The 16,344-nt window shown below is 36.5% G+C and carries 12 protein-coding genes; 2 read left to right on the top strand and 10 right to left on the bottom strand.

Features of this window, described 5'->3' with window-relative positions; genetic code table 11:
* Window positions 1-20: 20 nt before the first annotated feature.
* The gene (gcvP, locus tag GOQ17_RS02750) at window positions 21-2,885 is read right to left on the bottom strand and encodes an aminomethyl-transferring glycine dehydrogenase (protein WP_159634463.1); all 2,865 of its coding nucleotides are present in this window, start codon (window positions 2,883-2,885) and stop codon (window positions 21-23) included.
* Between the two features lie 318 nt (window positions 2,886-3,203).
* Here gcvP and GOQ17_RS02745 point away from each other — a divergent pair, with 318 nt between their 5' ends.
* Both GOQ17_RS02745 and ctlX read left to right on the top strand, forming a co-directional pair.
* Window positions 3,204-4,118 (top strand): dimethylarginine dimethylaminohydrolase family protein, encoded by a 915-nt coding sequence (locus tag GOQ17_RS02745; RefSeq protein ID WP_159634460.1) that lies wholly within the window; start codon window positions 3,204-3,206, stop codon window positions 4,116-4,118.
* Window positions 4,118-5,035, top strand: coding sequence for a citrulline utilization hydrolase CtlX (ctlX, locus tag GOQ17_RS02740; RefSeq protein ID WP_159634457.1), 918 nt, complete (start codon window positions 4,118-4,120; stop codon window positions 5,033-5,035). The genes GOQ17_RS02745 and ctlX overlap by 1 nt, the downstream gene beginning before the upstream one ends.
* A 163-nt stretch (window positions 5,036-5,198) precedes the next feature.
* On the opposite strand, the gene bshC is transcribed toward ctlX, so the two are convergent.
* From bshC to GOQ17_RS02695, 9 genes are all read right to left on the bottom strand, one after another.
* Window positions 5,199-6,788 carry a bacillithiol biosynthesis cysteine-adding enzyme BshC gene (gene bshC, locus GOQ17_RS02735; protein WP_159634454.1) on the bottom strand — a complete coding sequence of 530 codons (1,590 nt, stop codon included), beginning with the start codon at window positions 6,786-6,788 and terminating at the stop codon, window positions 5,199-5,201.
* A gap of 141 nt (window positions 6,789-6,929) precedes the next feature.
* Window positions 6,930-8,243 (bottom strand): nicotinamide mononucleotide adenylyltransferase, encoded by a 1,314-nt coding sequence (locus tag GOQ17_RS02730; RefSeq protein WP_159634451.1) that lies wholly within the window; start codon window positions 8,241-8,243, stop codon window positions 6,930-6,932.
* A 68-nt stretch (window positions 8,244-8,311) separates the two neighbouring features.
* Complete coding sequence (locus tag GOQ17_RS02725) at window positions 8,312-8,854, bottom strand: NUDIX hydrolase (protein WP_159634448.1); 543 nt, start codon at window positions 8,852-8,854, stop codon at window positions 8,312-8,314.
* 1 nt (window position 8,855) lies between these two features.
* Window positions 8,856-10,595 carry a phospho-sugar mutase gene (locus GOQ17_RS02720; protein WP_159634445.1) on the bottom strand — a complete coding sequence of 580 codons (1,740 nt, stop codon included), beginning with the start codon at window positions 10,593-10,595 and terminating at the stop codon, window positions 8,856-8,858.
* A 73-nt stretch (window positions 10,596-10,668) separates the two neighbouring features.
* Complete coding sequence (locus tag GOQ17_RS02715; protein ID WP_159634442.1) at window positions 10,669-11,283, bottom strand: hypothetical protein; 615 nt, start codon at window positions 11,281-11,283, stop codon at window positions 10,669-10,671.
* Between the two features lie 25 nt (window positions 11,284-11,308).
* On the bottom strand, window positions 11,309-12,178 hold the full coding sequence (locus tag GOQ17_RS02710; protein WP_159634439.1) for an SDR family oxidoreductase: 870 nt from the start codon (window positions 12,176-12,178) through the stop codon (window positions 11,309-11,311).
* A gap of 4 nt (window positions 12,179-12,182) precedes the next feature.
* A complete protein-coding gene (locus GOQ17_RS02705; protein ID WP_159634436.1) occupies window positions 12,183-12,950 on the bottom strand; it encodes an enoyl-CoA hydratase/isomerase family protein in 768 nt (255 codons plus the stop codon).
* A 262-nt stretch (window positions 12,951-13,212) separates the two neighbouring features.
* Complete coding sequence (locus GOQ17_RS02700) at window positions 13,213-14,523, bottom strand: hypothetical protein (protein ID WP_159634433.1); 1,311 nt, start codon at window positions 14,521-14,523, stop codon at window positions 13,213-13,215.
* Window positions 14,524-14,527: 4 nt separating this feature from the next.
* Entirely contained in the window at window positions 14,528-16,339 is a 1,812-nt protein-coding gene (locus tag GOQ17_RS02695; protein ID WP_159634430.1) for an alkaline phosphatase family protein, read from the bottom strand.
* Window positions 16,340-16,344 lie beyond the last annotated feature (5 nt).

Below are 16,344 nucleotides of genomic sequence, written 5' to 3'. Positions count from 1 at the left end.
TTCAATATCATCATTGTAAATTACGCGTATTCTTCGATAGAAGGACAAGAACAAATCAACATTCTATCTCCTTGCGAATCATTCACACGACCTACAGAAGGCCAGAATTTAGCTACTTTCAAATAAGGAAGTGGGTAAGCCGCAGTTTGACGTGAATATGGTCTATCCCATTCGTCACCTGAAACTACCGCAGCAGTATGAGGTGCATTTTTCAATACGTTATTTTCTTTATCAACTTCGCCAGCTTCTACTGCAGCGATTTCTTGACGAATAGCGATTAACGCATCACAGAAACGGTCTAACTCAGGTTTTGATTCAGATTCTGTAGGCTCCACCATCAAAGTACCCGCCACTGGGAATGATACTGTTGGTGCATGGAAACCATAGTCCATCAAACGTTTTGCGATATCCGCTACTTCGATTCCTACATTTTTGAATCCGCGACAATCTAAAATCATTTCGTGTGCACAACGACCATTAGCTCCTGCATACAACACTGGATAATGATCTTCCAAACGAGCTTTGATGTAATTAGCATTCAAAATAGCTGTTTTAGTAGCTTCAGTCAATCCTTCTGCCCCCATCATGGCAATGTAAGCATGTGATATTAACAAGATAGAAGCCGAACCAAATGGCGCTGCAGATACTGCCGTGATTCCATCTTCACCAGACACTTCTACCACTTTGTGATTAGGTAAGAAAGGTACTAAATGAGCCGCCACACCGATTGGCCCCATACCTGGACCACCACCACCGTGAGGAATACAAAATGTCTTATGTAAGTTCAAGTGACAAACGTCAGCACCAATGAAACCTGGGCTAGTCAAACCAACCTGCGCATTCATATTCGCACCGTCCATATATACTTGACCACCATTTTCGTGGATAATATTACAGATTTCGATAATAGTTTCTTCGAATACACCGTGTGTCGACGGATAAGTAACCATCAAAGAGTTTAAGTTTGCCGAATGCTCAATAGCTTTAGCTCTTAAATCTTCCACATCGATATTACCTTTTTCGTCAGTTTTCACAACTACAACTTTCAAACCAGCCATAGAAGCTGATGCAGGATTAGTGCCATGTGCCGAAGCAGGAATCAAACAAATATTACGGTGACCTTCACCACGACTTTTGTGGTAAGCATCGATTACCATCAAACCAGCGTACTCACCTTGCGCACCTGAATTTGGTTGGAACGACATTTTTGCAAAACCAGTGATTTCAGACAACCAATCATTCAATTCATTGATTAAATGCATATAGCCCGAAGTTTGGTCTGCTGGCGCGAATGGATGCAATCCACCAAAACGAGCCCAAGTCACAGGAACCATCTCTGTTGTAGCATTCAATTTCATTGTACATGAACCCAATGGAATCATCGAGTGGCACAATGACAAATCTTTAGCTTCTAAAGATTTGATATAACGCAACATCTCATGTTCTGAGTGGTATGTATTGAAGATTGGGTGCGTCAAATAATCAGAAGTACGTTCCAATTCTGCTGGAATAGAAGTACCCAACTCATTTGCCAATTCTTCTAAATCCAAATCATCCTGCAATTTGCCCTTTACTTTAGCAAATACACGTACGATAGTTTGAATATCTTGGAAAGTTGTAGTCTCATCGATTGAAATTCCAACTGTACCTTCGTTATAATAGAAATTCAATTCATTGTTTAAAGCTTCTGATTTCAAGCCGTCTACTTCTTTACCTACGTTGAAACGTAAGGTATCAAAATACGTTTTGTTTACTTGCTCATAACCCAATGCTTGGATAGCTTTATCTGCTAATTTTGCCAAGTCATTGATACGCGTAGCAATATTTTTGATGCCTTTTGGACCGTGATATACGGCGTAGAATGACGCCATAATAGCTAATAACGCTTGTGCGGTACAGATATTGGAAGAAGCTTTGTCACGACGAATGTGTTGCTCTCGAGTTTGCAACGCCATACGTAACGCATACTCACCATTTGAATCCGAAGTCACACCGATGATACGACCAGGAATATTACGCTTGTACGCATCTTTCGTTGCAAAGAATGCTGCGTGAGGACCACCAAATCCCATTGGTACACCAAAACGTTGTGAGTTACCTACCACAACATCCGCCCCCCATTCTCCTGGAGGCGTCAGTAATGCCAATGACATCAAATCCGCAGTCACACAAATTGTGATATTTTTAGCGTAAGCCGCTTCCGCAAAGTTTTTATAATCAGCTATTGTACCATCAGCAGATGGGTATTGCATAAATACAGCAAATACATCTTCTGCCAAATTATCTTCTGTGATATCAGCTATGCGCAATTCTACACCAAATGGCATAGCACGAGTAGTTAATACATCTAAAGTCTGTGGAAATACATTAGGAGATACCAAAAACACATTAGCATTTTTGTTTTTACGCGCCAAATACAACATGAACATACCTTCCGCCGCTGCTGTAGCTTCATCTAAAAGCGAAGCATTTGCAATCTCTAAACCTGTAAAGTCAGAAACTACAGTTTGGAAATTCAATAACGCTTGCAAACGTCCCTGTGCAATCTCTGCTTGGTATGGTGTATATTGTGTATACCATCCTGGATTTTCGAATACATTACGTTGAATAACTCCCGGAAGCACAACATCATAATATCCTTGACCGATATACGATTTAAAAACCTTATTTTTCTCGGCAATCTGTGCTACTTTCTCCAAATAAGCTACTTCGCTTAATGCATTTGGAAGATTCATAGCTTTTCTTCTAATCTGAGCTGGAACAGTTTGTTCCATCAACTCTTCTAAAGAAGCTACACCTAAAAAATTTAACATTTCTTCGGTTTGTGCAGCACTTGGTCCGTTATGACGGTCCTGAAATTTTTCTTGGTAATGTACGTTACTCATTTGCTTTATAATTGCAAGAACATTAATGTATTAAACACACATCCAAACAATTTCTTTCCCATAACGAAAGTTAATTATTTGGATGTGCAAAGATACGGAATTTTGAATACTTTTTGAACGATATAATCCATCCAAGAAATTTTATTGTCATGCAAACGATTGCTCGATTTTATTATTAAAAAGCGCTTTAAAACTCAATAAATTTCAAAATTTATTATCTTAAATGTTTCAAATCAAGAAAAATCACAAAAGTTTCTAGCTATCAACTTATTATCTTTCTATTTATTAATTTAGATATAACCAGATTTACCAATTTATATGCTGAAACTTGATATTAAAAATGAGACTGCACAACTTAAAGCTGTAGTATTAGGAAGAGCCGATAGCAATGGTCCTACCCCCACGCCACAGGACGCGTATGACCCGAAATCATTAGAACATATTTTGGCAGGAACTTATCCGATGGAAGAAGATATGATTGCTGAAATGACTGCTTTCGAACAAGTCTTAAAGAAACATAATGTTGTTGTTTATCGTCCCAGACTCATTCCTCATTTAAATCAGATTTTCACCCGAGATATTGGCTTTGTCATTGAAGACACTTTTGTCAAGTCGAATATTCTGCCAGATAGAGCGGACGAATGGGAAGCTATTGATTTTATTATAGAACAAATTGCAAAAGACAAATTTGTAACACCTCCTGAGGAAGTACATATTGAAGGCGGTGATGTCATCGTATGGAATGATTATGTTTTCATTGGCACATATTATGGGGCTGATTATTCAGACATCAATACGGCTAGAACAAATCAATATGGTGTAAATTTTATTAAAGAGTTGTTTCCACACAAAACTATCATTGATTGCGACCTTATAAAATCCATGACAAATCCGAGAGCCAATGCATTGCACTTAGATTGTTGCTTTCAGCCAATTGGGGTAGATAAGGGAATCATTTTCAAAGGTGGATTTCGCAATCCTCACAATTATCATCAAATCGTGGAAATATTTGGTGAGGAAAATCTCTTTCATATTGATGCAAACGGCATGTATGACATGAACTCAAATGTATTTTCTATTTCGCCAGATATAATCGTTTCTGAACAGCGATTTGACAAATTGAATAATTGGCTAGAAGAACACGGATTTACAGTAGAGAAGATACCTTACCATGAAATAGGAAAACAAGAAGGTTTACTACGTTGTTCCACATTACCTTTAATACGCGAATAATGGCTCAATCTACAAACACTATATTAATGGTTCGTCCAGCAACATTTCGTGCGAATGAAGAAACGGCGGTCAACAACTATTTTCAAGACACTCAAACAGAAAATAATAATACAACTTTATTAGCTCAAGCAGAGTTTGATAACGCCGTAAAAAACTTGGAAGCAGCCGGTGTAAAAGTCATTGTATTAAAGGATTCAGGAAGATTCGACACACCAGATAGCATTTTTCCAAACAATGTGATTTCCTTTCATGATGACAAGGCTATTCTTTATCCGATGTTTGCTCCCAATAGGCGACGAGAGATTTTTCTCAATCATTTGGGAGAATTAGAAAAACAGGGAATTCATTTCAAAAACCTAAAAGATTACAGTTTATACACCGAACAAAATTTATTCTTAGAAGGCACCGGTGTCCTAATCCTTGATAGAGAAAACAAAATTGTTTATTGTTCGATATCGGTTCGTGCTGATGAGAAATTGGTCGCGCTATTCTGTGAAGACAATGGGTACAAACCTGTTATTTTTCACGCAACTCAAACTCTAGACACACAGAGATTGCCCATCTATCACACTAATGTAGCTATGGCTCTCGGCACAGAGTTTTGTGTGATTTGCTTAGATAGCATAATAAATAAAGATGAAAAAAGTAGGATTATCTCAAGCTTAGAGCAAACAGAAAAGCAAATCATCATGATTACTGAAGACCAAATGAATCATTTTTGTGGCAATATTCTGGAATTGAAATGTAAAGATGGAGATATATTAATTGCCATGAGCGAACAAGCTTATAACGCTTTTACGGACGAGCAAAAAAATCAGTTACAACAATTTGGAACGATCATCAACACACCATTATATACAATCGAAAAGTATGGGGGTGGCTCTATGCGCTGTATGATTGCAGAGGTTTTTCATTAATAAATAATTTTATTGTAGGTAACGCAACAGACAAATTATTAACTTGGATATTCTTCATGTATAGTAGTTTTGAAGAATGGGGACCAAAGGAGCAATATGCTCCAGATTATGACAGGTATTATCATAAACATAGACAAAATAGAAGGTAATGATTTACCTTCTATTAGTACAATATCGTAAACTTAAAATCCAAGGGATTGAAATGCTTTATCAGTTCTTTGATTAAATCATCCCCATATTTAACATATAAAGTTGCAAAGTTTTCCGAACGCTCCTGCAGTCCTCCATTGGGGAATAATTTTTCTTTTACCCGCTCGATTTGAACTAAAGCCTCTTCGTGATTGTGCTTATCAGCCTTCAATAATTTCTTTTCTAAATTATCGATTGCCTTTTTCAATCGTGCTTGTACAGCTTCCGTACTCGGTGCTAGACTAGCATCAATCTTGTGTGCACGCAATTTTATTTTTCCAAAAATCGCATTGAATTCCATCCATTCATCACGTAGATTGAGCCTATGAGTTGTATGTCTTCTTACATACTCATTCTGCAATGCAGTAGTAGATTTAAAAATAGATTTAAAGGTCAAGTCTAATCGGTAAATCTTACTTGCTACAGCATCATCCGTTATCATAGCCGAATTCCGTGGAATTAGAATCGGATAAGGGATCCCGAATTGATCAAAATTGGCTTTGAACTGCAACCAATATACTATTTCGGCCCCTCCACCAATATATGCCAAATTAGGTAATATTACTTCTTGGTATAACGGACGCATCACTACATTGGGGCTTAAGCGCTCCGGGTTTGTTACAATTTCTTGCTTTAATTCTTCTGCCGAAAAAAATACATCCTGATGCAAAACTTCAAATCTTCCATCCTCATTTTTCACTATGCGCTCTCGATATTCATCCGTCAAGTAAAAGAAATTACACTCACGTGCATGCACTTGCGTTGAAAAACCCTTTTCTTCTAATTCTTTTGTAGTATTTGAAATTGCTTGGAAACTTTTCTCTTCCAGTATATCTTCTTGAATAATTGGCGCAAACACTTCTTTCAACTCTTTGCGATCCGCATCTACAATGACTAAACCGTATTCTTTGAATAATTCGTTGACCAATACACGCGTTGCATCCGCGAGATTACGACCTTGCAAATATGCTTCCTCGACAATTTCAGCCAATTTCGAAGAATTTTCAGAAAGCCCCAACATCCCAATATATTGACGTACAACAGCCTCCATAGAAGATGTATCCATTTTTCCTGTACCCGAAATTCCCGGAACATCCCAAACGATTTTTTTGCCGTAAACACGTGTATTGTTGATTTCAGCAAAATCATGATCTTCCGAAGCCATCCAATACACAGGAACAAAGTTTTGATCTGGAAACTTTGTTTTCAAATCCTTTGCTAAGCGAATAGCGCAAGCAATCTTGAAAAGAAAATAAAGCGGCCCTGTAAAGATGTTTAATTGGTGACCAGTCGTAATGGTATACGTATTAGATTGCGCTAGTAAGTCAATTTGACGAGAAACTTCGGGCGCATCATTGAGTAAATCGCCGTATTGGTTTTTTAAAGATTTTACTAGAATTTCCCGATGCGTGAAGGATGATTTTAGTTGAATTTGCTTTTCGAATCCTTCATAAGTAGGTTGATTGCCATAAAATGAAGTTAACTCCTCATCTCCAGCCAAATATGCCAACAAGGTTTTTGAAAAGCTGTTCGTATCTTTATAATCAATATAGGTTGCTTTCATTCAAAAGAATTATTTCACGACAAATGTATAGTTATTAGGTATACAATTTACAGAAAATTGCAAAAAGGAAAAGGACAACAGTCAATTATAGCGAAGATTTGACAAAACGAATCCCGAAAGAAATGCTTTCAGGATTAGGATTTATACTGTTTTCACGTATTTCTCGTCGTAATTTTCAATATCGATGATATATCGATTTTGAATTAAGAAGTCGTATAAAGGCTTTGCTTCTTCGGAAACTTTAAGATTTTGCGTGGTAATAATTTGATTTTCTTTCTTATTCAAATAAGGATAAGCGTACAATTTCACATTCTTGCTAAACATCCCAGAGATATACGACAACAATTCATTCGTGTAGTTCTCCTTATTATAATTATCGGAATTGAAGATATTGCGCAAATTGGAAACGTTTGTCGCAATTCCTACATTGGCCGGTTTGAAGTTTTTGAAAAATTCCGCTAGGTGATTATTACGTCTGAAGTTAGACACCAAAATATTGTTTCCAGTAGCACACAGTTCTTCGGCACGATCTGCAAAATATTGCAAGTCTTCAATCGTCAAATCCGAATCTTCATCTAATACATTACCCATCAATACCTCAATTAATACAACTGTATTTTCGGGCTTAGCATTCGTGTTTTTCCTGAATTGCTCGACAGCTTGGTTGAATAAATCAAAGTTTGGCAGAGATTTTTGACGGTATTTTGTACGAAGCACGATAATATCTTTTCTGTACAAAAAGTCTTTAATTTGTGCTGCTTTACCATCTGGTTTAAAAATTGCAGCATTCGAAAATCCTTTTGCAATCAAATATAGGTTAACCAAACGTTCGTTTACATTTTCGAAAACAGGACCTGTAACTTTAATTAAGTCAATTTCTACAGCACCTACCGACAGATTGTCAACCAAAGATTCGATCATCACTTGCGGATCATGTGCATAATAATAAGCTGCAAAAACTAAGTTAACACCTAAAATCCCCAAAACTTTAGATTGAAGACGGTTATCCGAATCCAATAAACGCACGTGCATAATGATATCGTTTGTAGGTCCATCGACTTCCGATTGAAAGCGAATTCCCAACCAACCATGCGGTTCATTCGTTTTTGTAAAGTTTAGTGTAGTTACCGTATCAGCAAAAGCAAAGAATTTTTTATTATCGTATTTTTCAGTATGAAGTCTTTCAGTCAAAAGTGTAAACTCATGCGCTAACATTTTACGCAATCTTGTTCTGCTTACGTAACGTCCAGATTCTTCAGCACCATAGATTGCATCCGAAAAAGCCATATCGTAGGCCGACATAGTTTTCGCGATAGTTCCCGAAGCAGCACCAGCTTCAAAGAAATTACGTGCAACCTCCTGTCCAGCCCCAATCTCCGCAAACGTCCCATAGATAGCTGGATCGAGGTTTATTTTCAAAGCCTTGCGCTTTGTTTCAAATATCTCTCTTGCCATGATGCAAAGATAAAAAAATGGTTTAATTAGTTAGATAAACAATGACTTTACAAAAAATGGGCTTACTTTTACAGTAAACCCATTTTTTTGAAGGCGTAGAACAACGCCGAACTATGTAAGGCTTGCCCAACCTTGTTTTCGAATAAAAATTGTTTCGATTCTTCAATCGACATTTCTACTACTTCGATATCTTCCGAACTGTCGAGTTCTTGTTCTTGTACTTTCTTGCCTCCTGTAAGTAAATATGTGTAGGTAAGATTTCCACTTGTCGCGGGATTAGCAAATAATTCACAGATATATTCAATCGAATCAAAAGCATAACCCGTTTCTTCTAACAACTCTCTACGTGCCGCAACTTTGGGTTCTTCGTCATCCTCGACCACTCCGGCAGGTAATTCTATCATAATCTGATCTGCTCCATGACGATATTGTTTCACAAAAAGAACATTTCCGTCTTCCGTGATAGCCACCATATTCACCCAAGTTGGGTATTCTAATACGTAATATTCATCTTTTATATTGCCGTTTGGCAACTCTAGTTTATCTACACGTAGCGTTGCCCAAGGTCTTTGGATGATATATTTAGATTCTAATAATTTCCACTTTTGCATATTAGCCTTTTACAATATCAGCCATAATATTTTCTACTTTTTGCTCTAATTTCGCTGAAGTAGCCTCAAAATTAGAAGCATCAATTAAAGTCTCTTTAACCGAACAGTAAAACTTAATTTTTGGTTCAGTACCTGAAGGTCTCGCAGAAATAACATCTCCATCTACAGTAATAAATTGCAATACATCTGATTTTGGTAAATCAATTGCCGAAGTATTTCCAGAAATTAAATTAGTAGCGACTTGATTTTCATAATCGCGAATTTCTTTCACCGCTACACCACCTAATGTTTTAGGTGCGTCTACACGCAAATCCACCATCATTTGCTTTATTTCATCGGCTCCAGCTTTTCCTTTTTTAGTCAAAGAAATTAGCTTTTCCTTGTAAAATCCATAGTTTACATAAAGTTCTACGAGAACCTCATAAAGGGATTTACCTTGAGTTTTGAAATAAGCCGTCATTTCTGCGATGAATGCACATGAGTTTACAGCATCTTTGTCACGGACTAAGTCGCCAACCAAGAAACCATAACTTTCCTCTCCGCCTACAAGGTAATTTTCTTTGCCTAATTCACGCGTCATCACCTCACCAATGTATTTGAACCCTGTAAGTGTGTCGTAATATTTGACACCGAAATCTGTACCAATGTCTGAGATTAGATTTGTAGTAACTATTGTTTTAACGATGTAATCATTATCCTTAAGCTCGCTTTTGTCTTTCTTCGATGAAAGGACATAATAGGTCAATAAACTTCCTATTTGATTACCATTCAATAATTGATACTCACCTTTATTATTGCGAACAGCTACACCTACACGATCAGCATCTGGATCTGTTGCCATGACCACATCAGCTTCTAGTTCTTCGCCACGCTTCTTCGCCATGGACATTGCGTCTTCTTCTTCTGGATTCGGATATATCACGGTAGGAAAATTACCGTCAGGTTTTGCTTGCTCATCTACGACAGAAACATTTGTGAATCCCCAAGCTTCTAACATCTTTGGAACAACTGTAATACCTGTTCCATGTATCGGAGAAAAGACAATTTTCAAATCTTTCTGAGCCTCTACAGCTTCAGGATGAATACTTAAGCGCTTATTTGCTTGCACATAAATATCATCAAAGTCCGCTCCAACTATTGTGATATTATCGCTATTGCGTTCAAACTTTATGTCTTTAACTGATGCAATAGCATTTACCTCAGTGATTACATTCTCATCATGAGGAGCGACCAATTGACCACCATCATTCCAATATGCTTTGTAACCATTGTATTCTTTAGGATTGTGCGATGCTGTCAACATTACACCACTTTGGCATTTAAAATGCCTTACAGCAAAGGACAACATTGGCGTAGGTCGTAATTGCTCAAATAAGAATACGTGAATGTCATTTGCTGAAAAAACATCCGCAACCAAATGACCCAGTATCTGAGAATTATTTCTACTATCGTAAGATACAGCTACCTTAATTTGTTGATTAGGAAATTGCTTTTTCAGGTAATTTGCTAATCCCTGTGTAGCTTTTCCGATGGTATATTTATTTATACGATTAGAACCAACACCCATAATACCGCGCAAACCACCGGTTCCAAATTCCAGTTCTTTGTAGAACGAGTCTAAAAGCTCTGTTTCTTCTTTTTTATCAATCATTTGCTGAACTTTAGCAACTGTTTCAGCATCATATTCTGCAGATAACCATTGATCAATTCTTCCTTTGGTTTCTTGGTCTAGTGTACTCATATATTTATTTTTTCTCTAATCAAAAATTAATTCTAAACAATTCTTCGAAAAATGCTAATAGTGATTTTTGGATTTAAGCATCACAACTCCCATAGGCCCTATCGAGAGTAGTTACATACCACCCCCCGTTATATTTTCGAACATGAAAAATTAAAGGATCCTTTGCCGTCACTATTACACGGTAACTTTCCTTCTCTGCCATCTCTAAATTAATTAGATCATCCTCAGAGAACGCTTTATCATTAAATTCTTCTTCAAATGCCGCTATATTTGACAATTGATTAGGATGAGAAGTCGTATCACAGAAAAATCCAAATTTCTCCCATTTTTCTGTCCCACAATCAAAAACAGGAAGTTTTTCATATGTTAATGCATAATCGAAGTTCAAATCTGGATAGGCAAATACTTCGGGTGTAGGCTGACTGAAGTTCAAAGAATCCATTTTGACAAAAGTGTCTGCGGCACCAGGACGGTAGATTATATATATCCCTAAATCTGGATGAATCAACGCATTCGCTTTTTCATTATCCTTACTGGCATATGCTCGTGCAAAACGTGTAATTACTTCAGATAATTGATTCTGCTCTTCCGAAGTAGTTGGAACTACTGTAACCACGGAATCTTGCGTTGTCTCTTTTTCCGACTTATTACTTGGATTACAACTGATAATCAAAGCAAATAAAAGCATTAAGTTTATACAGTGTTTATACATATTATTTATTGTTTTCACGGATAGCTTTTTCAATATAATCCCACATTTCAGGAGCAATGGCTTCCATTCCATTCATCTGACCAGCACCTTGCAACCATTCTCCGCCATCTATGGTAATTACTTCTCCATTAATATAACCGGCAAAATCAGATACCAAAAAAGCAGCTAAATTCGCTAACTCTTGGTGTTCTCCAACACGTTTCAAAGGCACACGATTTTTAAAATCAAACTTTGCTGCCAAATCCCCTGGCAATAACCGATCCCAAGCTCCTTTGGTTGGAAATGGCCCAGGTGCTATAGCATTGCTACGAATTCCATACTTACCCCATTCCGCTGCCAATGATCTGGTCATCGTTAACACGCCACCTTTTGCTACAGCCGAAGGTACGACATAACCAGAACCTGTAAAAGCATAAGTCGTAATAATATTTAGAATATTCGCCGTATGCTTGCTTTCAATCCACTTTTTACCAAAAGTTAATGTACAATTGGCAGTTCCCTTTAGTACGATATCAATTATCGTTGAAAAAGCATTAGCAGATAGGCGTTCAGTAGGCGATATGAAATTTCCAGCTGCATTATTAACTAGTATATCCACTCCTCCAAATGTATCAGCAGCCTCTTTGTAAAGTCGCTCGACATCTTCAATATTTCTGACATCACAACTAACTGCTAGAACTGAATTACTGGTTTTTTCTTCAATCTCTTTAGCGGTTTGAGTCAACACATCAAGTTTACGACTTGTAATAACCACATTAGCCCCTAATTCCGAAAAATAAGTAGCCATTGCTTTTCCCAAACCTGTACCACCGCCGGTAACGACAATGGTTTTGCCTACTAACGCACCCTCGCGTAATGCTCCTTGTACCATGATATTACATTTTCTTTTGCGTAAGATTTTCTATTATCGTTTTTAAAATAGCACGCGTACTTGGACGCCACCATTGTTCTAACACTTGATTTATCGTATCTGTTTGATCCTTTTCAAAAGAAGTTATTAAATCTCTGCGAAAATTAAGTTTTGAAGTACTCCAAGCATTTTTTTCAAACTGTGTTACAGATTTTATCTTAGTGATAGCTGCATTTTGAATTCTATTGAATGTGACAACCTCATCCACCAGACCAATTTTCATTGCTTCAGCAGGTTTGAATAATTTACCTTCTAACAGGCTGCGATATGCAAGCCCCTGTCCTAACCAAAAACTATACAGATTAAATATAACATCAGGAACGACAATACCAACGGGCACTTCATTCAGTCCGATAATAAAATCTCCATCAGCCATTACTCGGTAATCACAACAAATAGCCATTACACATCCTCCTGCAGGACTATGACCTGTAATAGCAGAAACGATCGGTTTGGGGAAAGACACTAATTGATGTAACAAACCCATAAACGCCTCCCAAAATCTTCGGATCTGCAGTTCATCGTACTGATATAATGTTATGAGGTCTAATCCTGAAGTGAAAAAATTTTCTTTACCACTCAAAACAACTCCCTCTATTGCTGGATCATGTTGAGCGTCTTGCAAAGATGTCTTAATCTCTTCAATCATTTCCAAATGCATAGCATTTGATTTTCCTCTATCCAACAGGATATGGTAGATATGTTCATTAATATGCGTTTTGACGAAATTCATAAGCTTATATTTGATTTAATCAAAATAAGGAATATTTAGTAAATTATTTTTGTTATTGTGTGTATTAAGGAAAACAGCAAATCTATATTATACAAAATATAGATTTTAATGTACCTCTCTAAAGATATTATTATTTATATTTTGATTCAAAGCTAATTTATTAGCAAACATTTACAGTTTTAACAAAAGCGTATAAAAAACCCCCAATAGTTTTGAACTTTGGGGGTTAATGCGGAAAAACTATTTTTTGATTTTAAAAGTTCTATATTGAAACTTTTATTCCCCTTACAAATATTTCCCCTACGCCTATATTATTTTGAGGATCCCAACTATCCGTGTTATTAGGAAGAGAATTTGTGAGAAACTCTGTTTTAATCCCTCTAAAAGTCGCACCATCAAAAGTGACTTGAGGTATATCTACAGCTATAGATTTAATATAATTCGGATCAGAATCTTGATACTTAATGAATTTATTTGCTACATCATATACTCTCGCTACCAGTATTTCTGTACCATCAGCTTTAATACCATATATACGAAGTGCATCTGGAAAAACTGCATCATGAGATCTGTCACTATTTCCAGTTTGTCCTTTAAATACATAAGTCAACTTTTGTACTAAGATATTATCATAAGGGCCAGCTGGTCTCCTATTAGATGGATTAAAAGTAGTCCACGACCAATCCGCATTCAATGTTTTTTGCGTAAAAGTAAAATACAATGTTCTAATACGTCTATCCGAATTTAATTTACTCACCTCTGGTATAGCGACAGCATTTAACTTTCCTGTACCATCAAGATCCGCGTTTAATGTATATTCGCCGTCAAATGCTTCACCAATATGCCACCATGCTTGTTCATTGAATGGCGAATCATAATAAATTGTCCATTTAGACTTATCTGCCCTCGACAAATTAATTCCTTGAGGTCTAAAGGCAAAGGTTTTAGTTCCCTCAAGATTAGTAGATTTATCTAACAAGGAAATAGATAAATCAGCAGTTCCATCATCTTTAATTGGAATTAATTGTTCGCCACTCAACCCTTTAAGTTCGGCTGTTTGGTTTACAATTGAGTTTTTAATAGTCATTCTTAATTCTTTCAACAGAGCATTTGACCAACGCAACCTAATGAATTTTCCAAATTGACTGATCTGTGCTTCATTAAGTAATTGTCTAGCATACAAATCTTTGTTCCAAGCTTTAATAACCGCAACACGCGACTCTTTACCGTCATCACCAAATGCTTGAACATTAAATGCATATTCATCATAAGATTGCACAAAGAATGATGTATCCTTCATAAAATTAGTGAATTCAAATTTTTTGGTTGAGTTATCCTTATCTGTATAAGTAACAACCATTTTTTTGATTTTTTCGCTTAATGTAGGCCACTTTATAGTGTATCCATAATCGTACTCCGCAACAAATTCAACATCTATAGGCTTGGCTATAAGATCTATAACACCATCTTCTTGCTCAACAATCGATGCAGGTAAAGTCAATTCTTTTTCTGTACAACTTGTCATCACAAAGAGACCAATTACACATATTAAACTTATACTAAACGTTTTCATAATATTAGTCCTTATAAAATTCTTCTAAAAATCTATTCAAAAACTCCTTACCTTCCAGTTTATTATCTCCTGGGAGCTCCATATCAAACCAATAATATATTTGTGGAATCACATCTACTGTCTGTAAATAAGTAGATCCTACAGGAAGATCACAAAATGTGTAGAATTGTGTAATTCTGCTTGTCGCATCTCCTGAAACTATCAAATCAGGAGCATTATTGTTAATACTATTCAGCCATTTTTTATCTTCAGTAAAATAACGGTAGTATGCAACTAAATTCCCAAATAATGGATCATTATTCTCAATCGTGTTTTTACACCCGATGTTTTTCATTTCTTCCAAACTTAATGCTTTATTCCATACTCTAAAATTGCTTATATAAAAGTTTGGAATTGCGTATAGTTGAGATATAGGCGTAAATCCTATTGTTAAAGGATCTTGATTTTCAAACTCTGCTAATCCCATATTTATAGTCTGAATCGCTAATGACAGACCATTTTCAATAACCTCTACAGAAGTACTATTAGAGGACAATTGCTTAAATGTGAACACAAAATGACGCCAATCATTGCCCTTATTGGCTTTATTAAACTCAACCGAATCTTGTTTAGTTCCATTTTGAAATACTAACTTAAAATCGTCACCATTTTGACCTCCATATAAAAACCAACCTTTTGTCTCCACGCGGTCATCCAAATCTTTTCCTAATAACGATGCCTTTTTATAAGAAGACCCATTATTCCATACACCCTCATTCTGTAAGGAAATTTTAAATTCATAGCTTACAGATTTTGATGAATTCATGGAAGCATTGAAAATATTACTTGCTACGCCTGATGGAGATTGTGCATGCACGCCTATTCTTGAGAATAATCTTGTCCTTTCATTATTAACATCATCAATTGGGTGGTAGACCCCAGGGAAGTATCCATTAGCATGCATGTAAGACATTGATTCGGACTGTAATTCCAAAGGAAGGAAACTTCTATTATAGTAAAGGCTAAAAGTGTTTATTTCGTCTAAAGTAGTTCCTCCAAATTTACCTGACGAAGTCCCTCCATGCGGCGAACAAATAATTATTAGCCATTTTTCCTTTGCATAAGTTTCTCTACTCTCAACCGCTGAGACAACATTGCCAATATACTTGTCAATTTGATCCAATGAAGATTTATAATTGTTATTCGACACCACGAATCCGCCATTCTGTCCCGCCGCGACTAAACCACTAAATTGTCCAAAAATAAAGTCAATTTTTTCCTGTTTTACAATATTCAATAATAATTGCTCTGCCTGCGCATCACTGTTTGCTAAACGATTAGTATCTGCATCGGCAAATAGCTTTGCATTCATTGTTGTATTTCGAATTACACTTGCAGTTCGCAGTTTAGAATCTGCTCTTTCCAATCTATGCATTATTGAAGGAGTTAATTCATAATCTGCATGCTCCTTACCCGTGCCTATATCCACTTGAAAGGATTCTTGTGTAATCTTATGGTTATAGGATTTATATCCTGTTGCTAAAGTAGCCCAGCTCGCATATGGATTCGTGTTATCATCCGATTTTGTCTCGTAGGAATATTTAGCATGCTCCATCAATTTTGCAATATTCGCAGGCTTATATGCTTTTATTTGGCTCCCCACCAAACCATCTACGGCGATTACCAACACTTTTCTCTTCACCGTTGTATCGACAATTTCAGTATATTCCTCGTTTTGCGCAGGAGGATTGGGAAACTTTGTACATGAAGTCAATAGAAAAACTGTTATCAAAAACAAAATTGAACAGACACGATTTTTTATAATTAATTGTTTCATTACTC

Origin of the sequence: Sphingobacterium composti, assembly GCF_009829075.1 — a bacterium.
GTDB classification, from domain to species: domain Bacteria; phylum Bacteroidota; class Bacteroidia; order Sphingobacteriales; family Sphingobacteriaceae; genus Sphingobacterium; species Sphingobacterium composti.
Note: the sequence above shows the minus strand (reverse complement) of the source record. Positions and strands in the feature narration are given on the sequence as shown.

Bases quoted from the DNA above. Each gene is read 5' to 3' on its own strand.
- bshC (WP_159634454.1), bottom strand. From the start codon at position 6,788: ATGAAAGCAACCTATATTGATTATAAAGATACGAACAGCTTTTCAAAA.
- GOQ17_RS02725 (WP_159634448.1), bottom strand. From the start codon at position 8,854: ATGCAAAAGTGGAAATTATTAGAATCTAAATATATCATCCAAAGACCT.
- GOQ17_RS02700 (WP_159634433.1), bottom strand. From the start codon at position 14,523: ATGAAAACGTTTAGTATAAGTTTAATATGTGTAATTGGTCTCTTTGTG.
- GOQ17_RS02695 (WP_159634430.1), bottom strand. From the start codon at position 16,339: ATGAAACAATTAATTATAAAAAATCGTGTCTGTTCAATTTTGTTTTTG.
- GOQ17_RS02715 (WP_159634442.1), bottom strand. From the start codon at position 11,283: ATGCTTTTATTTGCTTTGATTATCAGTTGTAATCCAAGTAATAAGTCG.
- GOQ17_RS02720 (WP_159634445.1), bottom strand. From the start codon at position 10,595: ATGAGTACACTAGACCAAGAAACCAAAGGAAGAATTGATCAATGGTTA.
- GOQ17_RS02705 (WP_159634436.1), bottom strand. From the start codon at position 12,950: ATGAATTTCGTCAAAACGCATATTAATGAACATATCTACCATATCCTG.
- GOQ17_RS02745 (WP_159634460.1), top strand. From the start codon at position 3,204: ATGCTGAAACTTGATATTAAAAATGAGACTGCACAACTTAAAGCTGTA.
- gcvP (WP_159634463.1), bottom strand. From the start codon at position 2,885: ATGAGTAACGTACATTACCAAGAAAAATTTCAGGACCGTCATAACGGA.
- GOQ17_RS02730 (WP_159634451.1), bottom strand. From the start codon at position 8,243: ATGGCAAGAGAGATATTTGAAACAAAGCGCAAGGCTTTGAAAATAAAC.
- ctlX (WP_159634457.1), top strand. From the start codon at position 4,118: ATGGCTCAATCTACAAACACTATATTAATGGTTCGTCCAGCAACATTT.
- GOQ17_RS02710 (WP_159634439.1), bottom strand. From the start codon at position 12,178: ATGGTACAAGGAGCATTACGCGAGGGTGCGTTAGTAGGCAAAACCATT.